Genomic DNA, 17,133 nt, shown 5'->3' with positions numbered 1-17,133 from the left:
GGGTCCACACGGCCGGGCGAGCGGCATTTTCTCGTTCTCCTCCCACCGCCAGGACAGCGCGCGCTGTCATCGGCCCAAGCATCAGACGTAACCTTTCATGCAAGTCGTCGAAAAGTCGAACGAAGGCCTGAGCCGGGTGCTCTCGGTCACCATTCCCGCCACGGATCTGAAGTCGCGCCTCGACGCCCGCATTCAGGAAGTCGCGCCGCAGATGCGCCTGAAGGGCTTCCGGCCCGGCAAGGTGCCCGCCAGCCATGTGCGCAAGGTCTTTGGCCGCGACCTGATGGGCGAGATCGTCAATGATGCGGTCAACGAGACCAGCCAGAAGGCCCTCGAGGACGCCAAGCTGCGCCCCGCCGCCCCTGCCGAGCTGAACCTGACCTCCGACATGGACCGTGTGATCACGGGCGAGGCGGACCTGGCCTATGAGATGTCGCTGGAGGTCATGCCCGAGTTCGAGGCCATCGACCCGGCCACCATCACGCTGGAGCGCCCGACCTATGAGGCTTCGGACGCCGATGTCGAGGAGGCGCTGAAGGAAATCGCCTCTCAGGTCACGTCCTATGAGGACAAGGGAGGGAAGGCGCCCAAGGCCGCCGATGGCGACCAGCTGACCATCGATTTCGTCGGCAAGATCGACGGCGAGGCCTTCGAGGGCGGTTCGGCCACCGACGCCAGTCTGGTGATCGGCTCGAACCGCTTCATCCCCGGCTTCGAGGAGCAGCTTGTCGGTGCCAAGGCGGGCGAGGACAAGACCATCGAGGTCACCTTCCCCGAGGACTATGGCGCTGCCCATCTGGCGGGCAAGAAGGCCACCTTCGACGTCAGCGTCAAGGCCGTGAAAAGCCCCGTCGACACCGCCATGGACGACGAGCTGGCCAAGCGCGTGGGCCTGGAATCCCTCGACAAGCTCAAGGAGCTGCTGCGCGACAACCTCAACCAGCAGTATGCGCGCGCCTCGCGCTTCAAGCTGAAGCGCGCCCTGCTGGACGTGCTGGACGAGAAGCACAGCTTCGACCTGCCGCCCAAGATGGTCGAGGCCGAGTTCGACGGCATCTGGACCCAGGTCCAGGCCGACAAGGATGCCGGTCGCCTGCCCGAGGAGGACGCCAAGAAGTCCGAGAAGGCGCTGCGCGAGGAATACCGCAAGATCGCCGAGCGCCGCGTGCGCCTCGGTCTGGTGCTGGCCGAGATCGGCCGGGCCAACGATGTGGTCGTCACCGATCAGGAGCTGTCGCAGGCCATCATGGCCGAGGCCCGCAACTATCCGGGCCAGGAGCGCGAGGTGCTGGACTTCTATCGCCAGAACCCCAACGCCGCCGCCTCCATGCGCGCGCCCATCTATGAGGAAAAGGTCTGCGACCTGATCTTCGACAAGGCCAAGGTGACGGACAAGGCCATCTCCAAGGACGAACTGCTGGCCGAGGACGAGGAAGGCTGAGGCGTCTCGGCCTGACTTGTCTTACAGCTTATTCATTAGGGGCGGCGCGACCTGAAGCCTAGGTTGCGTCGCCCTTGTCTTTTTGCCCTGTTGCGGACGCGCCCGATGTCGAAACTGCTGCCCGCCCTTCTTTCGCTTTCGCTGCTGGCCCTCTCCCCGCTGGCCCAGCCTGCCGTGGCCCAGACTTCGGGCCAGAACCAGAGTCAAGGCCAGAACCAGAGTCAAGGCCAGAACCAGAACCGCCAGAGCCCGCCCGGCGGCGGTGCCACGGTGGTCGAGGAAGTGGTCATCGAGGCCCAGCGCGAGCAGATCCGCCAGACGGTGCGCGAGTTCGTCGGCAATGCCACGGTGCGCCAGGGCCGCCGCGGTCAGGTGGCGCGCTTTGACCGCAGGGTCTGCACCGGCGTGGTCAACATGCGTGCCGACTATGCCCAGTACATGAACGACCGCATCGCGCGGGTGGCGGACGCCATGCGCCTGCGCGTGGGCGAGCCGGGCTGTCAGCCCAACATACTGATCATCGCCACCGACGACGGTGCCCTGCTCAGCCAGCGCCTGATCGACGACAACCCGGCCTTCTTCCGCGACTATGCCGACCTTCAGGAGCGCGGCAATCAGATGCTGGGCGACTTCACGCGCGGGCGTCCGCCGGTGCGCTGGTGGCACACGGCCGAGATCGAGATCGACCCCTACGGGATGTCGCGCCTGCGCGCGGGCACGCGGGTCAGCCTGAACAAGGCGCTCATCATCATCGACACCAGCGTGGTGGGCACGGTGCACTTCGGTGCCCTGTCGGACTATGTGGCCATGGTGGCGCTCGCGCGACTGAATCCCGAGGCCGATGCCACCCAGCTCGATTCGATCCTCAACCTGTTCCAGCCGGGCCTGAGCGCCGAGGCGCGCCCCACGGGCCTGACCCATTGGGACATCGGCTATCTGTTCGGCATCTACAACGCCGACCGCAACTTGCGCGGCAACCAGCAGGAGGCCCAGGTCATCTTCGAGATGCTGACCCGGCCCAGCCCCGGCCAGCGCGACGCCGCCGACACCCTGGCCGAATAGGGCGCGTTGACGCATCACGGCTTGCCTAAGCGGATGCGGCACGCAATATCGGGGCACACAAGGCGCGCGGGGGAGATTCCCTTCCCGCCGAGCGCGCTGTCATCGAGAAGGCTGCCCCATGCGTGAACCCACCGACGTCATGATGAACCTCGTGCCCATGGTGGTGGAGCAGTCCAGCCGGGGCGAGCGCGCCTTCGACATCTTCTCGCGCCTGCTGCGCGAGCGCATCATCTTCCTGACCGGCCCGTTCGAGGACGGCATGGCGGCGCTGATCTGTGCCCAGCTTCTCTTTCTGGAGTCCGAGAACCCCAAGAAGGAGATCGCCATGTATATCAACAGCCCCGGCGGCGTGGTGACCTCGGCGCTGGCGATCTATGACACCATGCAATACATCAAGGCGCCGGTCTCGACCGTGTGCATGGGAATGGCTGCTTCGGCCGGCTCGCTGATCCTGACCGCAGGCACCAGGGGCCAGCGCATCGCCCTGCCCAACGCGCGCATCATGGTGCACCAGCCCTCTGGCGGCTTCCGCGGCCAGGCCTCTGACATCGAGCGCCACGCCGAGGACATCATCAAGACCAAGCGCCGCCTGAACGAGATCTATGTGCATCATACCGGCCGCACCTATGAGGAGGTCGAGCGCACCCTGGACCGCGACCACTTCATGAGCGCCCAGGAGGCCCGCGACTGGGGCCTGGTCGATCACGTCTATGAAAAACGCGAGGACAATCCCGACGACGCCAAGGCGTCGTGATCCGGCCCGCCACGCCAAAGCGCCCTGACCGGGATTTTCCGGGGGGGTGGGCCTCAGGGCCTGCGCCGGAACACGCGATAACCGGGCATCTCGCTGATTGCCAGCATCTCGCGATCGCCGCTGGTGTCGCCATAGGCGGCCAGCACGCGCACATCCTCGCCATAGGCGGCCCGGATACGGGCCACCTTCTCCGCGCCCCGGCAGTTCTCGCCGCGCAGGCGCCCCGTCAGACAGTCGTTCAGATCCACCTGAAGGCGCGTGCCGATCAGGCGCTCGGCCCCCAGCCTGCGGGCAAAGGGCGCCACGGTGAGCGCAGGCGAAGCCGTCACGATCACCCGCTCCACCCCCGCATTGGCCCAGTCGTTCCAGGCCTCCAGCGCATCGGGGCGGATGAAGCGCTCGAACACCTGTTCGGCAAAGCGCTCGGCATCGGCGACAAGGGCCTCGCGCGCCTCGCCCGCCACCAGACGCACCAGCAGCGCCTCCTTGAGCCTGCCCCTGTCCCGATCCGAGAGATAGGCGGCGAACTGCGGCCCCATGGACAGCAGCGCACGCCTGTAGGCACGCGCTCCGGCGCGCCACTTCAGAAAGGCCGTCAGGCTGTCGCGAATGGTCAAGGTGCCGTCGAAATCGAAGGCGACGATCTCGCGCGCAGGCTCATCCATGCCCATATCCTCGCTTATCCCCATGGAAATCCCGCTCTTTTCGCCCCGGTTCCGCCCCGGCCACACAAGAGCCGCGAGCGCAGGGGCAGGGTTCGGAAATGATCACAGTTTGCAGACCAAGGGCTTGTGGTGGACAAAGCGGTGGGGGATTGTCATTTTTTGAAGAACTCCCGGCCTAAAGTTTGCAGTATCGAGGGAAGAAGCGCTGCCGCCCCTGCAAGAAGCCCGACGGGGCCGTTTTCCGAACCGGCGCAGCGCGTGTGTGAGATGAGCCTATGACCAAAGCCGCCAGCGGTGATTCCAAGAGCACCCTTTACTGCTCTTTCTGCGGAAAGAGCCAGCACGAGGTGCGCAAGCTGATTGCGGGACCGACCGTGTTCATCTGCGATGAATGCGTCGAGCTGTGCATGGACATCATCCGCGAGGAGCACAAGATCGCCTTCGTCAAGTCGAAGGACGGGGTGCCCACGCCCAAGGAAATCCTCGAGGTCCTCGACGACTATGTGATCGGCCAGCACCACGCCAAGAAGGTGCTCTCGGTCGCGGTGCACAACCACTACAAGCGCCTCAACCACGCCACCAAGAACAATGACGTCGAGCTGGCCAAGTCGAACATCATGCTGGTCGGGCCGACCGGATCGGGCAAGACCCTGCTGGCCCAGACGCTGGCGCGCATCATCGACGTGCCCTTCACCATGGCCGATGCCACCACCCTGACCGAAGCCGGCTACGTGGGTGAGGACGTCGAGAACATCATTCTCAAGCTGCTTCAGGCCGCCGACTACAACGTCGAGCGCGCCCAGCGCGGCATCGTCTATATCGACGAGATCGACAAGATCAGCCGCAAGTCCGACAACCCCTCGATCACGCGCGATGTGTCGGGCGAGGGCGTGCAGCAGGCCCTGCTCAAGATCATGGAGGGCACCGTCGCCTCCGTGCCGCCCCAGGGCGGGCGCAAGCATCCGCAGCAGGAGTTCCTGCAGGTCGACACCGCCAACATCCTGTTCATCGTCGGCGGCGCCTTCGCGGGGCTGGAAAAGATCATCTCGGCGCGCGGCACCGGGGCCTCGATCGGCTTTGGCGCCAAGGTCAAGGACGTGGACGAGCGGCGCACGGGCGAGATCCTGCGCGGGGTCGAGCCGGACGATCTGATGCGCTTTGGCCTGATCCCCGAGTTCATCGGCCGCCTGCCCGTCATCGCCACGCTCGAGGACCTCGACGAGACGGCCCTGGTCAAGATCCTGACCGAGCCCAAGAACGCGCTGGTCAAGCAGTACAAGCGCCTGTTCGAGATGGAGAACGTCAACCTCACCTTCACCGACGAGGCGCTGAGTGCGGTGGCCAAGAAGGCGATCACGCGGCGCACCGGCGCGCGCGGCCTGCGCTCGATCCTGGAAGGCGTGCTGCTGGAGACCATGTTCGAGCTGCCCACCTTCGAGGGTGTCGAGGAGGTGGTGGTCAATGCCGAGGTGATCGAGGGCAAGGCCCAGCCGCTGTTCATTTACGCCGAAAAGAAAAAGGCCGACGGCGCCGCCTGACGCTCGCTGCATCTCTTGGGCCGCTGGCGCACGAAATAAGGGCCGGAGCAGCGATGCTCCGGCCCTTTTTCACATCTGTATCGCGTCAGTTGCCCGGCGTGCGCGGGTGCAGATTGGTCGATTCCGCACGGGCCTGGGCGTTCATGCGCGTCTCTTCGCTGACGCCCGAAGCGCTGGCCGGCTCGCTCATCTCCTCGACGCCGGACTGGTCATAGACGGTCATGTCATCGGATGGTGCGGCGGCACTGTCGCCAGCGGTGCCCGCGCCGGCGGTGGTGGCGCCGGTGCCCGCCGTGCCGGCGGCCGGGATCGAGGCGTCATCGGCGGTCTCGACCATCGGCTCGCCGTCGTCCTGACGGTTGCAGGCGCTGACGCACAGGGCCAGGGCGCTGACGCCCAGAACAAGAAGTCTCATGGTGCTCCTCCCAAAGTCTGACCCCGCTCAAACGGGCCAGCGCCCGCTTCGTTGCGTGAGGGTGGCGGCGGGGGAATAATCGGGGAGGGGGGCATCATCGCTGGCCCGCGCTCGTCCGCCATCGGCGTCCCGACCCGACGCGGGCGGGCATCATCGCTGGCCCGCGCTCGTCCGCCATCGGCGTCCCGACCCGACGCGGGCGGGACGAAATCGGAACGCAAAGTCACACCCTGTGACTTTCAAAGTCACACTTTTCGCGGTTTGTTCCGCGCCGGCTTCCGCTAAGGTATTGAAAAGATGGTACGCCCTCTCGGGCTCGAACCGAGGACCCTCTGATTAAAAGTCAGATGCTCTAACCAACTGAGCTAAGGGCGCGTCTGCCGTCAAAACGGAGAAGGGCGGTTTCTGTTGCATTCACGCTGGGCGGTCAAGACCCGCCGGCCATCTGGTGCGCGTTTTTCGCCTCGTCACTGCGCTGGCGGGCCGTCAGGCGCGCTCCAGCAGGGCGCGGATGGGGGCAAAGCTGCGCCGGTGCTCGGGACAGGGGCCGAGGCGATGCAGGGCCTCGACGTGCAGGGCGCTGTGATAGCCCTTGTGCCGCTCGAAGCCATAGCCGGGATGGCGCGCGGCCAGCTCGCACATCAGGGCATCGCGCGCGGTCTTGGCCAGGATCGAGGCGGCGGCGATGGACAGCGAGCGCGCATCGCCGCGCACCACGGCGCGGGACGGACAGCACAGGGCAAAGGCCTGATTGCCGTCGATCAGGGCCATGGCGGGCGCAGGGCTCAGGGCCTCGACCGCGCGGGCCATGGCAAGAGCCGTGGCGCGCAGGATGTTGAGGCGGTCGATCTCGTCCACGCTGGCAAAGGCCACGGCATGAGTGAGCGCGCTGGCGCGGATTTCGGCATCGAGGCGCAGGCGGGCCTTTTCGCTCAGCGCCTTGGAATCGTTCAGGCCGGCAGGAATGCGCGCGGGATCGAGGATGACGGCGGCTGCGCACACCGGCCCTGCCCACGGCCCGCGCCCGGCCTCGTCTACGCCGCAGACAAGGCCCTGATGCTCGCGCTCCAGCGAGAAGTCCGGCGCGCTCATGCCGACATCTGCCGCACCGCCCCGTGACGATGGCAGCTCACGACGTGATCGTTCACAAGGCCGGTCGCCTGCATGAAGGCATAGACGATCACCGGCCCGCAGAACTTGAAGCCCCTGGCCTTGAGCGCCTTGGCCAGAGCCCGCGACTGGTCGGTTTCGGCGGGCAGGTCGGACTGGTGCCGCCATTCGTTCTGCACGGGGTGGCCATCGACCGCATCCCAGATCAGGGCCGAGAAGTCCTCGCCGCGCTCGCGCATCTCGAGCCAGAGGCGCGCACTGGCAATCGCCGAGTCGATCTTGGCATTGGAGCGGATGATGCCCGGATCGCTCATCAGACGGGCGCGGTCCTCGGGCCCGAAGCGGGCGACGATCTCGGGGTCGAAGCCTGCGAAGGCGGCGCGCAGGGCCTCGCGCTTGCGCAGCACGGTGATCCAGGCGAGCCCGGCCTGAAAGCCATCCAGCACCAGCTTTTCCCACAGGGCGCGCGCATCGCGCTCGGGCACGCCCCATTCCTGATCGTGATAGGCGACATAGAGCGGATCGGTCCCGCACCAGGCGCAGCGATGTGATTCCGTCATGCCCGCCAGTGTCCGCCCGCCCGCGCCCATCGGCAAGAGCGGCCTCGGCAAAGCACCGGCCCTCAGACCGCGATGTGCGGGGCCAGCCAGTGCGGCACGACCAGCGCGGCCGGTGCGCCATCCACGCCGAGCGGCCCCTCCATGCGATCAAGGCGCATGATGGCAAGGGCCAGCGCGCCCGATGCCCGCAGCACCTGACCGGCCCGCAGGTCTCCGGCCAGCACCTCGGAGCCCGGCGCAGGCGAGGGCGTTCCGGGGGCAAGGCGAAGCGCCAGGGTGCGGCTGCGCACCTGCCCGCGCCGCTTCATGCGCGAGGTGGTCTCCTGCCCCACGAAACAGCCCTTGTGAAAGTCGATGGCACCCAGAAGATCGAAGTTCAGCTCGATGGGATAGGTGGGATGATCGCCAAGGTCTGCCGCCTCGGGCACGGCCAGGGCGAGGCGGTGGGCGAGATAGTGGTCTGCGAGCGCGTCCGGGGTCAGCGCGTCCGGGGTCAGCGCATCAGGGATCAGGGGACCGGGGCCATAGGCACGCCCGCCCAGCGCGCCAAGGCGCGGATCGGGCACGAAGCCCTCGACAACATCGGGCCAGCAGGCGTGGACGGTGCCCTCCACCGCCTCGATCTCGACCTTTGCGCGCAGGCGATAGAGCGCCAGCCGCGCCAGCAGCGTCTCGGCCAGATCGCGCCCCACATCGATCAGCACGCCGTAGTCTTCGCCCAGCAGAAGCAGGTCCATCAGCATCCGCCCCTGAGGCGTCAGCAGGGCCGAGGCGCGAAGCTGGCCGGGCGCCAGATCGTCCACGCGGCTGGTGAGCAGGTTGTTGAGGAAGGCGCGCGCGTCATCGCCGCGGACGCGGATCAGGCGGCGATCATCGAGGGCGGCGATCATGGGCCTCATATAGGCGCGGGCGCTGGCGTGCGTCACCGCTCGCATGGCGATTTTTCCCCCTTCGCCCGCCTGATCGGCGTGGAGAGACTTCAGGCCTTGGTCTAGGGTGCGCGCGTTATCAAGCGAGCGGGCAAAGGCGCCATGACCCAGACCTATGATCTGATCTTTCGCGGCGGCGAGGTGGCCAGCCATGCGGGGCGCGGGCGCGCCGACATAGGCATCACGGGCGGCAGGATCGCGCGCATCGGCGATCTTTCAGGGGCAGATGGCGGCGAAGTGGTCGATGCGACCGGCCTGACCATCCTGCCCGGCGTGATCGACACCCAGGTGCACTTTCGCGAGCCGGGGCTGGAGTGGAAGGAAGATCTCGAGACCGGCTCGCGCGCGGCGGCTCTGGGCGGCGTGGTTGCCGTGTTCGAAATGCCCAATACCGAGCCGACCACCACCACCGCGGACGCCCTGGCCGACAAGCTGGCGCGCGCCAAAGGGCGGATGTGGACCGATCACGCCTTCTATGTGGGCGGCACCCACGAGAATGCGCGCGAACTGACCGAACTGGAGGCCCTGCCGGGCTGTTGCGGGGTCAAGGTGTTCATGGGCGCGTCCACCGGCTCGCTGCTGGTGGCCGATGATCCGGGCGTGCGCGAGGTGCTGAAGGCCACCCGGCGGCGCGCCACATTCCACTCCGAGGACGAGTACCGCCTGGCCGAGCGCCGCTCGCTGGCGCGCACGGGCGACTGGACCAGCCACCCGGAGGTGCGCGACGGCGAGTCCGCCCTGTTGTGCACCACGCGGCTGCTGGCGCTGGCGCGCGAGCTGGGCCGCCGCATCCATGTGCTGCACGTCACGACCGCCGAGGAGATCGCCCTGCTGGGTGAGAACAAGGACGTGGCCACCGTCGAGGTCACGCCCCAGCACCTGACCCTGACGGCACCCGAAGCCTATGAGCGCCTCAAGGGCCTCGCCCAGATGAACCCGCCGATCCGCGAGGCGCGCCACGTGGCCGGGCTGTGGGAGGGAATCGCGCAGGGCATCGTCGATGTGCTGGGCTCTGACCATGCGCCGCACACGCTTGAGGAAAAGGCCCGGCCCTATCCGGCCTCGCCCTCGGGGATGCCGGGCGTGCAGACCCTGGTGCCGGTCATGCTGACCCATGTGGCCGAGGGGCGCATGACGCTGGAGCGCTTCATCGACCTGACCTCCGGCGGTGCCCAGCGGGTGTTCGGCACGGCGCGCAAGGGACGCCTTGCGGTGGGCTATGACGCGGACCTGACCATCGTGGACCTGAAGGCGCGCCGCACCCTCACCCACGACCAGATGGCCACGCGGGCGGGCTGGACCCCGTTTGACGGCTTCGAGGCGCGCGGCTGGCCGGTCATGACGGTGGTGCGCGGGCACATCGTCATGCGCGAGGATGCCTTGCAGGGCCAGCCTCTGGGCGAGCCAGTGCGCTTTATGGAGACCCTCTAGGGCTGTGAAGTGCCCTGGCGCGGGGCGAGGATGAAGGTGGCGACGCCCTCGACCAGACCCTCGCTGAGCGGTGCGTCGGCATCCAGATAGACCGCCAGATTGCCGGCGCGGTCCTCGGGCGCATCCTTCAGCACATGGTTCGCGCCGATCAGGTCAAGGCGCGTGGCCGCAGGCTGGGCCGCCATCAGGGCATCGGCGTCGGCGGGCGGCACCTGAATGTCATGGGTGGCCGATACGACCAGCAGCGGGCCGGTCCACGCGCGCGCCAGCTCGGCCGGATCGTAACGGAACCACGAGATCAGATAGGGCTGGACGGACGGGCGGAACAGGGCGCCCAGCCCGGGGATGGGGGCGACGGTCTCGCCGCGCGCCAGGGCCTCCAGCCCGGCCTGCGCCGGCTCGCGCATCAAGGGCGGCAGGGTGCTCAGCTGTTCATGGATGACCCTGTGGGCGGGGCGCCCGGCACCGGCCAGCAGCACCAGCCCGCAGACTTCGGGATTGTCCACCGCGGCGACCTGGGCGACCAGCGCGCCCTCGCTGTGCCCGATCAGCCAGACGCAAGGCCGGCCCGTGTGCGCCACCAGATGCGACACCCATGCGCGCGCATCATCGCTGTAGGTTTCAAAGCGCAGGCTTTCCTCCGAGACGGCCGCCGCCGCACTCTCGCCCACGCCGCGCTTGTCGGCGCGCAAGGTGGTGATGCCGTGCCCGGCAAGCCCTTCGGCCAGCAGGCGATAGGTGCCCGCCTGAACGCCCATGGCGTTGTTGCCGTCCCGGTCGGTCGGGCCGGAGCCAGGCAGGATGACGGCCACGGCGCGCTCGCCCTCGCCGCTGAGCAAGGTGCCGTGGAGCGGCGCGGGCTCGGCAGGCAGCACAATGGCCTCCGATGCCGGAGGCGACTGGAGCAGCAGGCCAAGGACGAGCGCGCTGAGCATGAAGATGTCTCCCGGCGGCCTCGGCCGCCCCTAGAGTGCGAAACTGACCCCGCAGCCGCAGCTTGAGACGGCGTTGGGGTTGCGAACCACGAACTGCGCCCCGATCAGCTCATCGACGAAGGTCACTTCCGAGCCCTTGAGAAAGGGCACCGAGACGGGATCGACGGCGATGCGGCTCCCGTCGCGGGCAATGACCAGATCGTCGCCGTCGGGCGCGTCGATCAGCTCGAAGCGATACTGAAAGCCCGAACAGCCGCCCCCGTCGACCGCCACGCGCAGCACGCGCTCGCGGCCCTCGGCCTGCGACAGGGCCTTGAGGCGCGCAGCGCCCTCGGGCGTCAGGGTAATGTCATGGACCTGGCTCACAGGCCCCTATATGAGGCGAGGCGGGCGCGCGGAAAAGCCCTGACGGTGCAAAGGCCGCAGTTTCCCGACGCCCGCAGCTTCACCTGTGGCGGGTTTGAGGAGTTGGGCGTGGCGAGCGAGCGTGAAGTCTGGTCCGAGAATCCCGAGCACAGCCGCGGGCGGCTTTTCCCCGAAGCGGCCTCGCGCACGCGCACGGCCTTTGCGCGCGACCGGGACCGCATCATCCACTGCACCGCCTTTCGCCGCCTGAAGGAAAAGACCCAGGTTTTCGTGGCCCACGAGGGCGACCACTACCGCACGCGCCTGACCCATACGCTGGAGGTGGCCCAGATCGCCCGCTCGCTGGCCCATGCCCTGCGCGTGGATGCCGACCTCGCCGAGACCATCGCCCTGGCCCACGACCTGGGCCACCCGCCCTTCGGCCACGCGGGCGAGGACGAGCTTCAGCGCTGCATGGAGCCGTTCGGCGGCTTCGACCACAACATCCAGACCTTTCGCGTGGTGACGCGGCTGGAGGAGCGCTATCCGGCCTTCGACGGGCTCAATCTGACGTGGGAGACGCTGGAGGGCATCATCAAGCACAACGGCCCGGTGGCGCACCGGCTGGACGATCCGGCGTGGCGCGCCATTGCCGACTATGGCGAGGACGAGACGGGCACGCGCTGGGACCTGCGCCTCGATACCTTTGCCTCGCTGGAGGCCCAGATCGCCGCCATCGCCGACGACATCGCCTACAACAATCACGACGTGGACGACGGGGTGCAGGCGGGCCTGTTCACCCTGAGCGACCTGCGCGACGTGCCCCTGATCGGGCCGATCCTGTTCGAGACGCGCCGCGACTGGCCCAATGTGGACGAGCGCATGGTGCGGCTGGAAGCGGTGCGGCGCATGATCGGAGCCATGATCGAGGACGTGCTGGCCGAGACGCGCGCGCGCCTCGAAGCCGCAGGGGTCGCATCGCCCGAGGACGTGCGCGGCGCGCAAGGGCCGATGGTGCAGTTCTCGGCAGCCATGCTGTGCGATCTTGGCCACCTGCGCGCCTTCCTGTTCGAGCGGATGTACCGCCACTACCGCGTCAACCGCACCCGCAGCCAGGCGCGCCGCATCCTGTCGGAGATGTTCACCCTGTTCATGAGCGAGCCGGGCGTGCTGCCGACCGAATGGCGGGTGCGCGCGGACGGACAGGACGAGGCGCGGCGCGCGCGCACCGTCTGCGACTACATCGCGGGCATGACCGACCGTTACGCCATCGAGGAGCACGGCAAGCTTTTCACCCTCGACCTTGCACTCGATCTGTGATGGGAAGTGGGGCGAGGGCGCGGGGCGGCGTAAGATCGGGCAGGCGGCGCGGTGATTCGCGCCGGACCTGTGCTGGCAGAGCGAGAGTTTTGGCCCATGTCCTTTGACGATCAGAACGGTTCGGATCGCGGCGCCTACACGCCCCCCGACGGCGACGACGATCTGGCATTCAACCGGCGCAGCTTCGATGCGCGCCGCGCAGGCACGGGCCGCCCCCTGCCCATGACGCTGATCGCCAGCGTGGCGGTGCTGCTGATCCTGATCGTGGCGGTGGTGCTGTTCTACAATGCCGGTTTCCGCGGCGAGGGCGACGTGCCGCCGGTGGTCGGGCGCGAGGTGGGCGATCTGAAGGCCCCTGCACCCGAGGACGCCACGCCCATCGATCCTGCGCGCGGCCTCAGCGTCTATGTGGACGATCCGCTCGCGCCCACGCCCGAGCCCCAGTTCGTGCCGCCCGCCGAGGTGCCCCAGCCGCGTCCGAGCGTGCCCGCCGAACAGACGCCCGCACCAGCACCCACGCCTGCGCCCACGCCCGCACCGACACCAACGCCCGCACCGACGCCGGCCCCTCAGCCTGCACAGAGCCCCTCCGCACCCGCCGGCGGTTCCAGCGCCGTCCAGATCGGCGCCTATGGCTCGCAGGAAGCGGCGGACCGCGCCTATGCCGAGGTGGCCGCAGCCTTCCCCCGGTTCGCTTCGGGGCGCACCAAGCGCGTCGAGCAGGTCACGACCTCGGGCGGATCGGTGGCCTATCGCACCACCTTCAACGGCTTCTCACGCGAGGAGGCCCAGGCCTTCTGTCAGGCCCTGCGCGCGGCGGGCCGTGAGTGCCTGGTCCGCTAGGAGAACCATGGCGCGCGCGTGCATCCTCGGCGTCATGGGCCAGCGTCTCGATGCCGACGAGCGCAGCTTTCTGCGCGAGGCGCGCCCCTTCGGTGTGATCGTGTTCGGGCGCAATGTGCACAGCAGCGATCAGCTGCGCGCCCTGTGCGGCGACATCCGCGAGGCGCTCGATGATGCCGGAGCGCCCATCTTCGTCGATCAGGAAGGCGGGCGGGTCCAGCGCCTGCGCCCGCCCGTGGCGCCGCGCCGCCCGGCGCTGGGGCGCATCGGCGCGCTCTATCATCGCGACGAGGCGGCGGGCCTGCGCGCCAGCTATCTGCACCACCGCCTGCTGGCCGACGATCTGAAATCCCACGGCATCAACGCCGACTGCGCTCCGTGCCTCGATGTGCTGAGCGCGGACACCCACCAGATCATCGGCGATCGCGCCTTCAGTGATGATCCGCAGGCCGTGGCCGCTCTCGGGCGCGCTGGCGTCACCGGGCTGCACGACGGTGGGGTCGCGGCGGTCATCAAGCACATTCCCGGCCATGGCCGCGCGCGCGTCGACAGCCATCAGGCGCTGCCCGTGGTCGAGGCGCGGCGTGAGGATCTGGAGCGCGACTTCGCACCCTTCCGGGCTCTGGCGGATACCGGCATGGCCATGACCGCCCATGTCACCTACAGCGCCTTTGATGCGAATGGCTGCGCCACCATCTCGCCGGTCATTATCACTGAGGTGATCCGCAAGGCGATCGGCTTCGATGGCCTGCTGATGTCCGACGACCTGTCCATGAAGGCGCTGGGCGGCAGCTTTGCCGAGCGCACGCGCCGGGCCATTGCGGCGGGCTGTGACGTGGTGCTGCACGGCAACGGGGCGCTGGTGGGCGAGCCTGCCCGCGATCTGATGGCCGAGATGCGCGCGGTGACCGAGGCGGCGCCCGAGCTTGAGGGCGAGGCCCTGCGCCGGGCGATGCGGGCGCGGGACTTCATGGGCGAGGCCGCCGCTTTCGACCGCGCGGGCGCCGAGGCCGAGATGGCCGATCTCGGGCTTGGGGACATCCGGGCCAGCGAGGGAGCGCGCGCATGAGCGAGCCCTTTCAGCCCAATCTCGATTTCGTCGCCGCCGACGAGGCCGGAGAGGCGGGCGAGGCCTTCGTCGTCGATCTGGATGGCTTCGAGGGGCCGCTGCACGTCCTGCTGGCCCTGGCCCGGACCCAGAAGGTCGATCTGCTCAAGCTGTCGATCACGCGGCTGGCCGAGCAGTATCTGACCTTTGTGCAGGAGGCGCGCAGGCGCAACTTCTCGCTGGCGGCGGACTACCTGGTGATGGCCTCGTGGCTGGCCTATCTGAAATCGCGCCTGCTGCTGCCCAGGCCCGAGCGCACCGACAGGGCTGAGCCGCCCGCCGAGATGATGGCCGCAGCCCTCGCCTTTCGCCTGCGCAAGCTGGAGGCCATGCGCCGCGCCGCCGATGCCCTGATGCAGCGCCCGCGCCTGAAGCGCGACGTGTTCACCCGCGGCGATCCCGAGGCGCGGGTCATCATTCCGTCCGACCGCGTCGATGCCAGCCTCTATGACCTGATGGGCGCCTATGTGGGACAGCGCCGACGCGAGGCCCAGCGGCACTATGCACCGGGCCAGCGCATCGAGGCCTTTGCGCTGGAGGAGGCGCGCCAGTGGCTGCGCGAACGCCTGCCCGAGCTGGCCGACTGGACGCCCCTCGATGACGTCGCGCCCGACGAGGATTTCGCCGGTGACGGCCCCAGCCGTGCCTCGCGCGTGGCCTCGACCTTCTCGGCGGGGCTGGAACTGGTCAAGGAAGGGGCCATGGATGTGCGCCAGACCCGCCATTTCGACACGCTGTATCTGCGCCGCCGCGCGTTCGGCCCGCCGCTGGAGCTGAAGCCGTGAGCGACGACATGAGCCATGACGACCTGAACGATCATCAGGGCCAAGCCGACGGTGCGGCCATTGCCCCGCCCGCGCCCGCGCGCGACCCGCTGGAGACCGAGCGCCAGATCGAGGCCCTGCTGTTCGCCGCCGCCGGTCCCTTGTCGCGCCGCGATCTGGCCGAGCGCCTGCCCGAGGGCGCGGACCTCGACACTGCCCTTGCGGGGCTTGAAGCGCGCTATCGAGAGCGGGGCGTGGTGCTGGACTGCGTGGCGGGGCGCTGGCGCTTTCGCACCGCCGAAGACCTCGCGCCCCTGATGACCGAGCACCGTGAGGAGCCGAGGCGGCTGTCGCGTGCGGCGCTGGAGACGCTTTCGATCATCGCCTATCATCAGCCGGTCACGCGCGCCGAGATCGAGAGCGTGCGCGGCGTATCGATCAGCAAGGGCACGCTCGACCTGCTGCTGGAGATGGGCATGGTGCGCCTGCGCGGGCGGCGGCGCACGCCGGGGCGACCCGTGACCTATGCCACCACCGATCATTTCCTCGAGCATTTCGGACTGGCCAGCCTGATGGACCTACCCGGCGCGGCCGAGATGAAGACGGCGGGCCTGCTCGACCTGTCACTGCCTGCAGGCTTCGAGGTGCCCAATCCGGCCCGCGGGGGCGATGGCGAGGAGGAAGACCCCATCGAGGACGATGCGCCCGAGTTCGCCCAGGATTTCGTCGGTGCGCAGGAGCGTCAGGACTGAAGCACGCGCGGCAGCTTGAAGCTGACCGTCTCGCGCTCGCCGTCATCCTCGATCACGCGGGCATCGAAGCGCGCGCTGATGGCCTCGATCAGCCCCGTGATGAGCTGTTCGGGCGCCGAGGCCCCGGCGGTGATGCCCACGCGCTCGACGCCCTCGAACCACGACCAGTCCACCTGTGAGGCGTCATCGACAAGGCGGGCATCGCGCGCACCGGCGCGCAGGGCCACCTCGACGAGGCGCACCGAGTTGGAGGAGTTGGGCGAGCCCACCACCAGCACCAGATCGCTGACCTCGGCCAGACGCTTGACGGCCTCCTGACGGTTGGTGGTGGCGTAGCAGATGTCTTCCTTGTGCGGATCGGGCAGGGCGGGAAAGCGGGCCTTGAGCGTGCGCACGATGGCGGCAGTGTCATCCAGCGACAGGGTCGTCTGGGTCACATAGGCCAGCTTGTCCGGATCGCGCGGGGTGAAACGCTCGGCATCCTCGACCGTCTCGATCAGGGTGATGGAGCCGTCGGGCAGCTGGCCCATGGTGCCGATCACCTCGGGGTGGCCACTGTGGCCGATCAGCACGATCTCGCGCCCGGCGGCATGATGGCGCTCGGCCTCGATGTGGACCTTGGACACCAGCGGGCAGGTGGCATCGAGAAAGAAGAGCTGGCGCGCGCGCGCCTCGGCAGGCACGGCCTTGGGCACGCCGTGGGCCGAGAACACCACGGGGCGGTCATCGGGGCACTCGTCCAGCTCCTCGACGAACACGGCACCCAGCGCCGCCAGACGCTCGACCACATGGCGGTTGTGCACGATCTCGTGGCGCACATAGACCGGCGCGCCGTATTTCTCGATGGCGCGCTCGACGATCTGGATGGCCCGGTCGACCCCGGCGCAGAAACCGCGCGGCGTGGCGAGGCGCACGCTCAGGCGCTGACCCGTGGGCTCGGGCCTCGTTCCGGGCAAGGAGGTCGCTGGGGGGGCGGGCGGCGATCTGTCCATAGGGGCGATGTAGCGATTGCGGGCGCGCTTGGCCATCTCTGCCGGGGTCGCAGGGCGGCGTGAGCGCATTGCGGCGTCATGCTTTAGCCGCTATCACCGGAAAATGTGCTCGCGATCAGCGTCGTGGGCGCCGGTCAGGCTGACCTGTTCGGGGGCAGCGCTGTCATCA

Annotated in this window: 18 protein-coding genes and 1 tRNA gene; 10 read left to right on the top strand and 9 right to left on the bottom strand. The window is 68.4% G+C overall.

Translation table 11 applies throughout. From position 1 onward, the window contains the following. Positions 1-97: 97 nt before the first annotated feature. From tig to ACK4E3_RS04820, 3 genes are all read left to right on the top strand, one after another. On the top strand, positions 98-1,441 hold the full coding sequence (gene tig / locus ACK4E3_RS04830; RefSeq protein ID WP_409697132.1) for a trigger factor: 1,344 nt from the start codon (positions 98-100) through the stop codon (positions 1,439-1,441). A 105-nt stretch (positions 1,442-1,546) separates the two neighbouring features. Further along, entirely contained in the window at positions 1,547-2,503 is a 957-nt protein-coding gene (locus tag ACK4E3_RS04825; RefSeq protein ID WP_409697130.1) for a hypothetical protein, read from the top strand. A gap of 118 nt (positions 2,504-2,621) precedes the next feature. Beyond that, the gene (locus tag ACK4E3_RS04820) at positions 2,622-3,257 is read left to right on the top strand and encodes an ATP-dependent Clp protease proteolytic subunit (protein WP_409697127.1); all 636 of its coding nucleotides are present in this window, start codon (positions 2,622-2,624) and stop codon (positions 3,255-3,257) included. 53 nt (positions 3,258-3,310) lie between these two features. Here ACK4E3_RS04820 and ACK4E3_RS04815 read toward each other — a convergent pair whose 3' ends face one another. Next, positions 3,311-3,922, bottom strand: coding sequence for an HAD-IB family hydrolase (locus ACK4E3_RS04815; protein ID WP_409697124.1), 612 nt, complete (start codon positions 3,920-3,922; stop codon positions 3,311-3,313). A gap of 275 nt (positions 3,923-4,197) precedes the next feature. On the opposite strand from ACK4E3_RS04815, the gene clpX reads away from it, so the two are divergent. Next, entirely contained in the window at positions 4,198-5,460 is a 1,263-nt protein-coding gene (gene clpX, locus ACK4E3_RS04810; protein WP_409697121.1) for an ATP-dependent Clp protease ATP-binding subunit ClpX, read from the top strand. A gap of 85 nt (positions 5,461-5,545) precedes the next feature. Here the strand turns inward: clpX and ACK4E3_RS04805 are convergent, their stop codons facing one another. The 5 genes from ACK4E3_RS04805 to ACK4E3_RS04785 form a co-directional block, all read right to left on the bottom strand. Beyond that, positions 5,546-5,875, bottom strand: coding sequence for a hypothetical protein (locus ACK4E3_RS04805; protein WP_409697118.1), 330 nt, complete (start codon positions 5,873-5,875; stop codon positions 5,546-5,548). Positions 5,876-6,173: 298 nt separating this feature from the next. Beyond that, positions 6,174-6,250, bottom strand: a tRNA-Lys gene (locus ACK4E3_RS04800). A 111-nt stretch (positions 6,251-6,361) separates the two neighbouring features. Further along, positions 6,362-6,967: a ribonuclease HII gene (locus ACK4E3_RS04795; protein ID WP_409697115.1), complete on the bottom strand. Its 606-nt coding sequence runs from the start codon at positions 6,965-6,967 to the stop codon at positions 6,362-6,364. Beyond that, on the bottom strand, positions 6,964-7,545 hold the full coding sequence (locus ACK4E3_RS04790) for a DNA-3-methyladenine glycosylase I (protein WP_409697112.1): 582 nt from the start codon (positions 7,543-7,545) through the stop codon (positions 6,964-6,966). The genes ACK4E3_RS04795 and ACK4E3_RS04790 overlap by 4 nt, the downstream gene beginning before the upstream one ends. Positions 7,546-7,607: 62 nt before the next feature. Further along, positions 7,608-8,480 (bottom strand): YgfZ/GcvT domain-containing protein, encoded by an 873-nt coding sequence (locus ACK4E3_RS04785; protein ID WP_409697109.1) that lies wholly within the window; start codon positions 8,478-8,480, stop codon positions 7,608-7,610. Positions 8,481-8,576: 96 nt separating this feature from the next. Here ACK4E3_RS04785 and ACK4E3_RS04780 point away from each other — a divergent pair, with 96 nt between their 5' ends. Further along, positions 8,577-9,905 carry a dihydroorotase gene (locus ACK4E3_RS04780; RefSeq protein ID WP_409697106.1) on the top strand — a complete coding sequence of 443 codons (1,329 nt, stop codon included), beginning with the start codon at positions 8,577-8,579 and terminating at the stop codon, positions 9,903-9,905. Here the strand turns inward: ACK4E3_RS04780 and ACK4E3_RS04775 are convergent. Then, positions 9,902-10,840, bottom strand: a complete 939-nt coding sequence (locus tag ACK4E3_RS04775) for an alpha/beta hydrolase (RefSeq protein ID WP_409697103.1) — start codon at positions 10,838-10,840, stop codon at positions 9,902-9,904. The genes ACK4E3_RS04780 and ACK4E3_RS04775 overlap by 4 nt on opposite strands. A 30-nt stretch (positions 10,841-10,870) precedes the next feature. Beyond that, complete coding sequence (locus ACK4E3_RS04770; protein ID WP_409697100.1) at positions 10,871-11,206, bottom strand: HesB/IscA family protein; 336 nt, start codon at positions 11,204-11,206, stop codon at positions 10,871-10,873. A 108-nt stretch (positions 11,207-11,314) separates the two neighbouring features. Here ACK4E3_RS04770 and ACK4E3_RS04765 point away from each other — a divergent pair, with 108 nt between their 5' ends. The 5 genes from ACK4E3_RS04765 to scpB all read left to right on the top strand — a co-directional run bounded on the left by ACK4E3_RS04765 (position 11,315) and on the right by scpB (position 15,972). Then, on the top strand, positions 11,315-12,505 hold the full coding sequence (locus ACK4E3_RS04765; RefSeq protein ID WP_409697097.1) for a deoxyguanosinetriphosphate triphosphohydrolase: 1,191 nt from the start codon (positions 11,315-11,317) through the stop codon (positions 12,503-12,505). Between the two features lie 96 nt (positions 12,506-12,601). Then, positions 12,602-13,348 carry an SPOR domain-containing protein gene (locus tag ACK4E3_RS04760; RefSeq protein WP_409697094.1) on the top strand — a complete coding sequence of 249 codons (747 nt, stop codon included), beginning with the start codon at positions 12,602-12,604 and terminating at the stop codon, positions 13,346-13,348. 7 nt (positions 13,349-13,355) lie between these two features. Further along, positions 13,356-14,417, top strand: a complete 1,062-nt coding sequence (gene nagZ / locus ACK4E3_RS04755; RefSeq protein ID WP_409697091.1) for a beta-N-acetylhexosaminidase — start codon at positions 13,356-13,358, stop codon at positions 14,415-14,417. Next, a complete protein-coding gene (locus ACK4E3_RS04750) occupies positions 14,414-15,241 on the top strand; it encodes a segregation and condensation protein A (protein WP_409697088.1) in 828 nt (275 codons plus the stop codon). Before nagZ ends, ACK4E3_RS04750 begins: the two co-directional genes overlap by 4 nt. After that, complete coding sequence (gene scpB, locus ACK4E3_RS04745) at positions 15,238-15,972, top strand: SMC-Scp complex subunit ScpB (protein WP_409697085.1); 735 nt, start codon at positions 15,238-15,240, stop codon at positions 15,970-15,972. Before ACK4E3_RS04750 ends, scpB begins: the two co-directional genes overlap by 4 nt. Here scpB and ispH read toward each other — a convergent pair. After that, positions 15,963-16,964 carry a 4-hydroxy-3-methylbut-2-enyl diphosphate reductase gene (gene ispH / locus ACK4E3_RS04740; protein WP_409701076.1) on the bottom strand — a complete coding sequence of 334 codons (1,002 nt, stop codon included), beginning with the start codon at positions 16,962-16,964 and terminating at the stop codon, positions 15,963-15,965. The genes scpB and ispH overlap by 10 nt on opposite strands. Between the last annotated feature and the right edge of the window lie 169 nt (positions 16,965-17,133).

Source organism: Brevundimonas sp., assembly GCF_046299595.1.
Taxonomy (GTDB): Bacteria; Pseudomonadota; Alphaproteobacteria; order Caulobacterales; family Caulobacteraceae; genus Brevundimonas.
Note: the sequence above shows the minus strand (reverse complement) of the source record. Positions and strands in the feature narration are given on the sequence as shown.

Bases quoted from the DNA above. Each gene is read 5' to 3' on its own strand.
- ACK4E3_RS04775 (WP_409697103.1), bottom strand. From the start codon at position 10,840: ATGCTCAGCGCGCTCGTCCTTGGCCTGCTGCTCCAGTCGCCTCCGGCA.
- ispH (WP_409701076.1), bottom strand. From the start codon at position 16,964: ATGGACAGATCGCCGCCCGCCCCCCCAGCGACCTCCTTGCCCGGAACG.
- clpX (WP_409697121.1), top strand. From the start codon at position 4,198: ATGACCAAAGCCGCCAGCGGTGATTCCAAGAGCACCCTTTACTGCTCT.
- ACK4E3_RS04785 (WP_409697109.1), bottom strand. From the start codon at position 8,480: ATGCGAGCGGTGACGCACGCCAGCGCCCGCGCCTATATGAGGCCCATG.
- ACK4E3_RS04780 (WP_409697106.1), top strand. From the start codon at position 8,577: ATGACCCAGACCTATGATCTGATCTTTCGCGGCGGCGAGGTGGCCAGC.
- ACK4E3_RS04795 (WP_409697115.1), bottom strand. From the start codon at position 6,967: ATGAGCGCGCCGGACTTCTCGCTGGAGCGCGAGCATCAGGGCCTTGTC.
- ACK4E3_RS04750 (WP_409697088.1), top strand. From the start codon at position 14,414: ATGAGCGAGCCCTTTCAGCCCAATCTCGATTTCGTCGCCGCCGACGAG.
- ACK4E3_RS04825 (WP_409697130.1), top strand. From the start codon at position 1,547: ATGTCGAAACTGCTGCCCGCCCTTCTTTCGCTTTCGCTGCTGGCCCTC.
- nagZ (WP_409697091.1), top strand. From the start codon at position 13,356: ATGGCGCGCGCGTGCATCCTCGGCGTCATGGGCCAGCGTCTCGATGCC.
- ACK4E3_RS04790 (WP_409697112.1), bottom strand. From the start codon at position 7,545: ATGACGGAATCACATCGCTGCGCCTGGTGCGGGACCGATCCGCTCTAT.
- ACK4E3_RS04820 (WP_409697127.1), top strand. From the start codon at position 2,622: ATGCGTGAACCCACCGACGTCATGATGAACCTCGTGCCCATGGTGGTG.
- tig (WP_409697132.1), top strand. From the start codon at position 98: ATGCAAGTCGTCGAAAAGTCGAACGAAGGCCTGAGCCGGGTGCTCTCG.
- ACK4E3_RS04760 (WP_409697094.1), top strand. From the start codon at position 12,602: ATGTCCTTTGACGATCAGAACGGTTCGGATCGCGGCGCCTACACGCCC.
- ACK4E3_RS04815 (WP_409697124.1), bottom strand. From the start codon at position 3,922: ATGGATGAGCCTGCGCGCGAGATCGTCGCCTTCGATTTCGACGGCACC.
- ACK4E3_RS04805 (WP_409697118.1), bottom strand. From the start codon at position 5,875: ATGAGACTTCTTGTTCTGGGCGTCAGCGCCCTGGCCCTGTGCGTCAGC.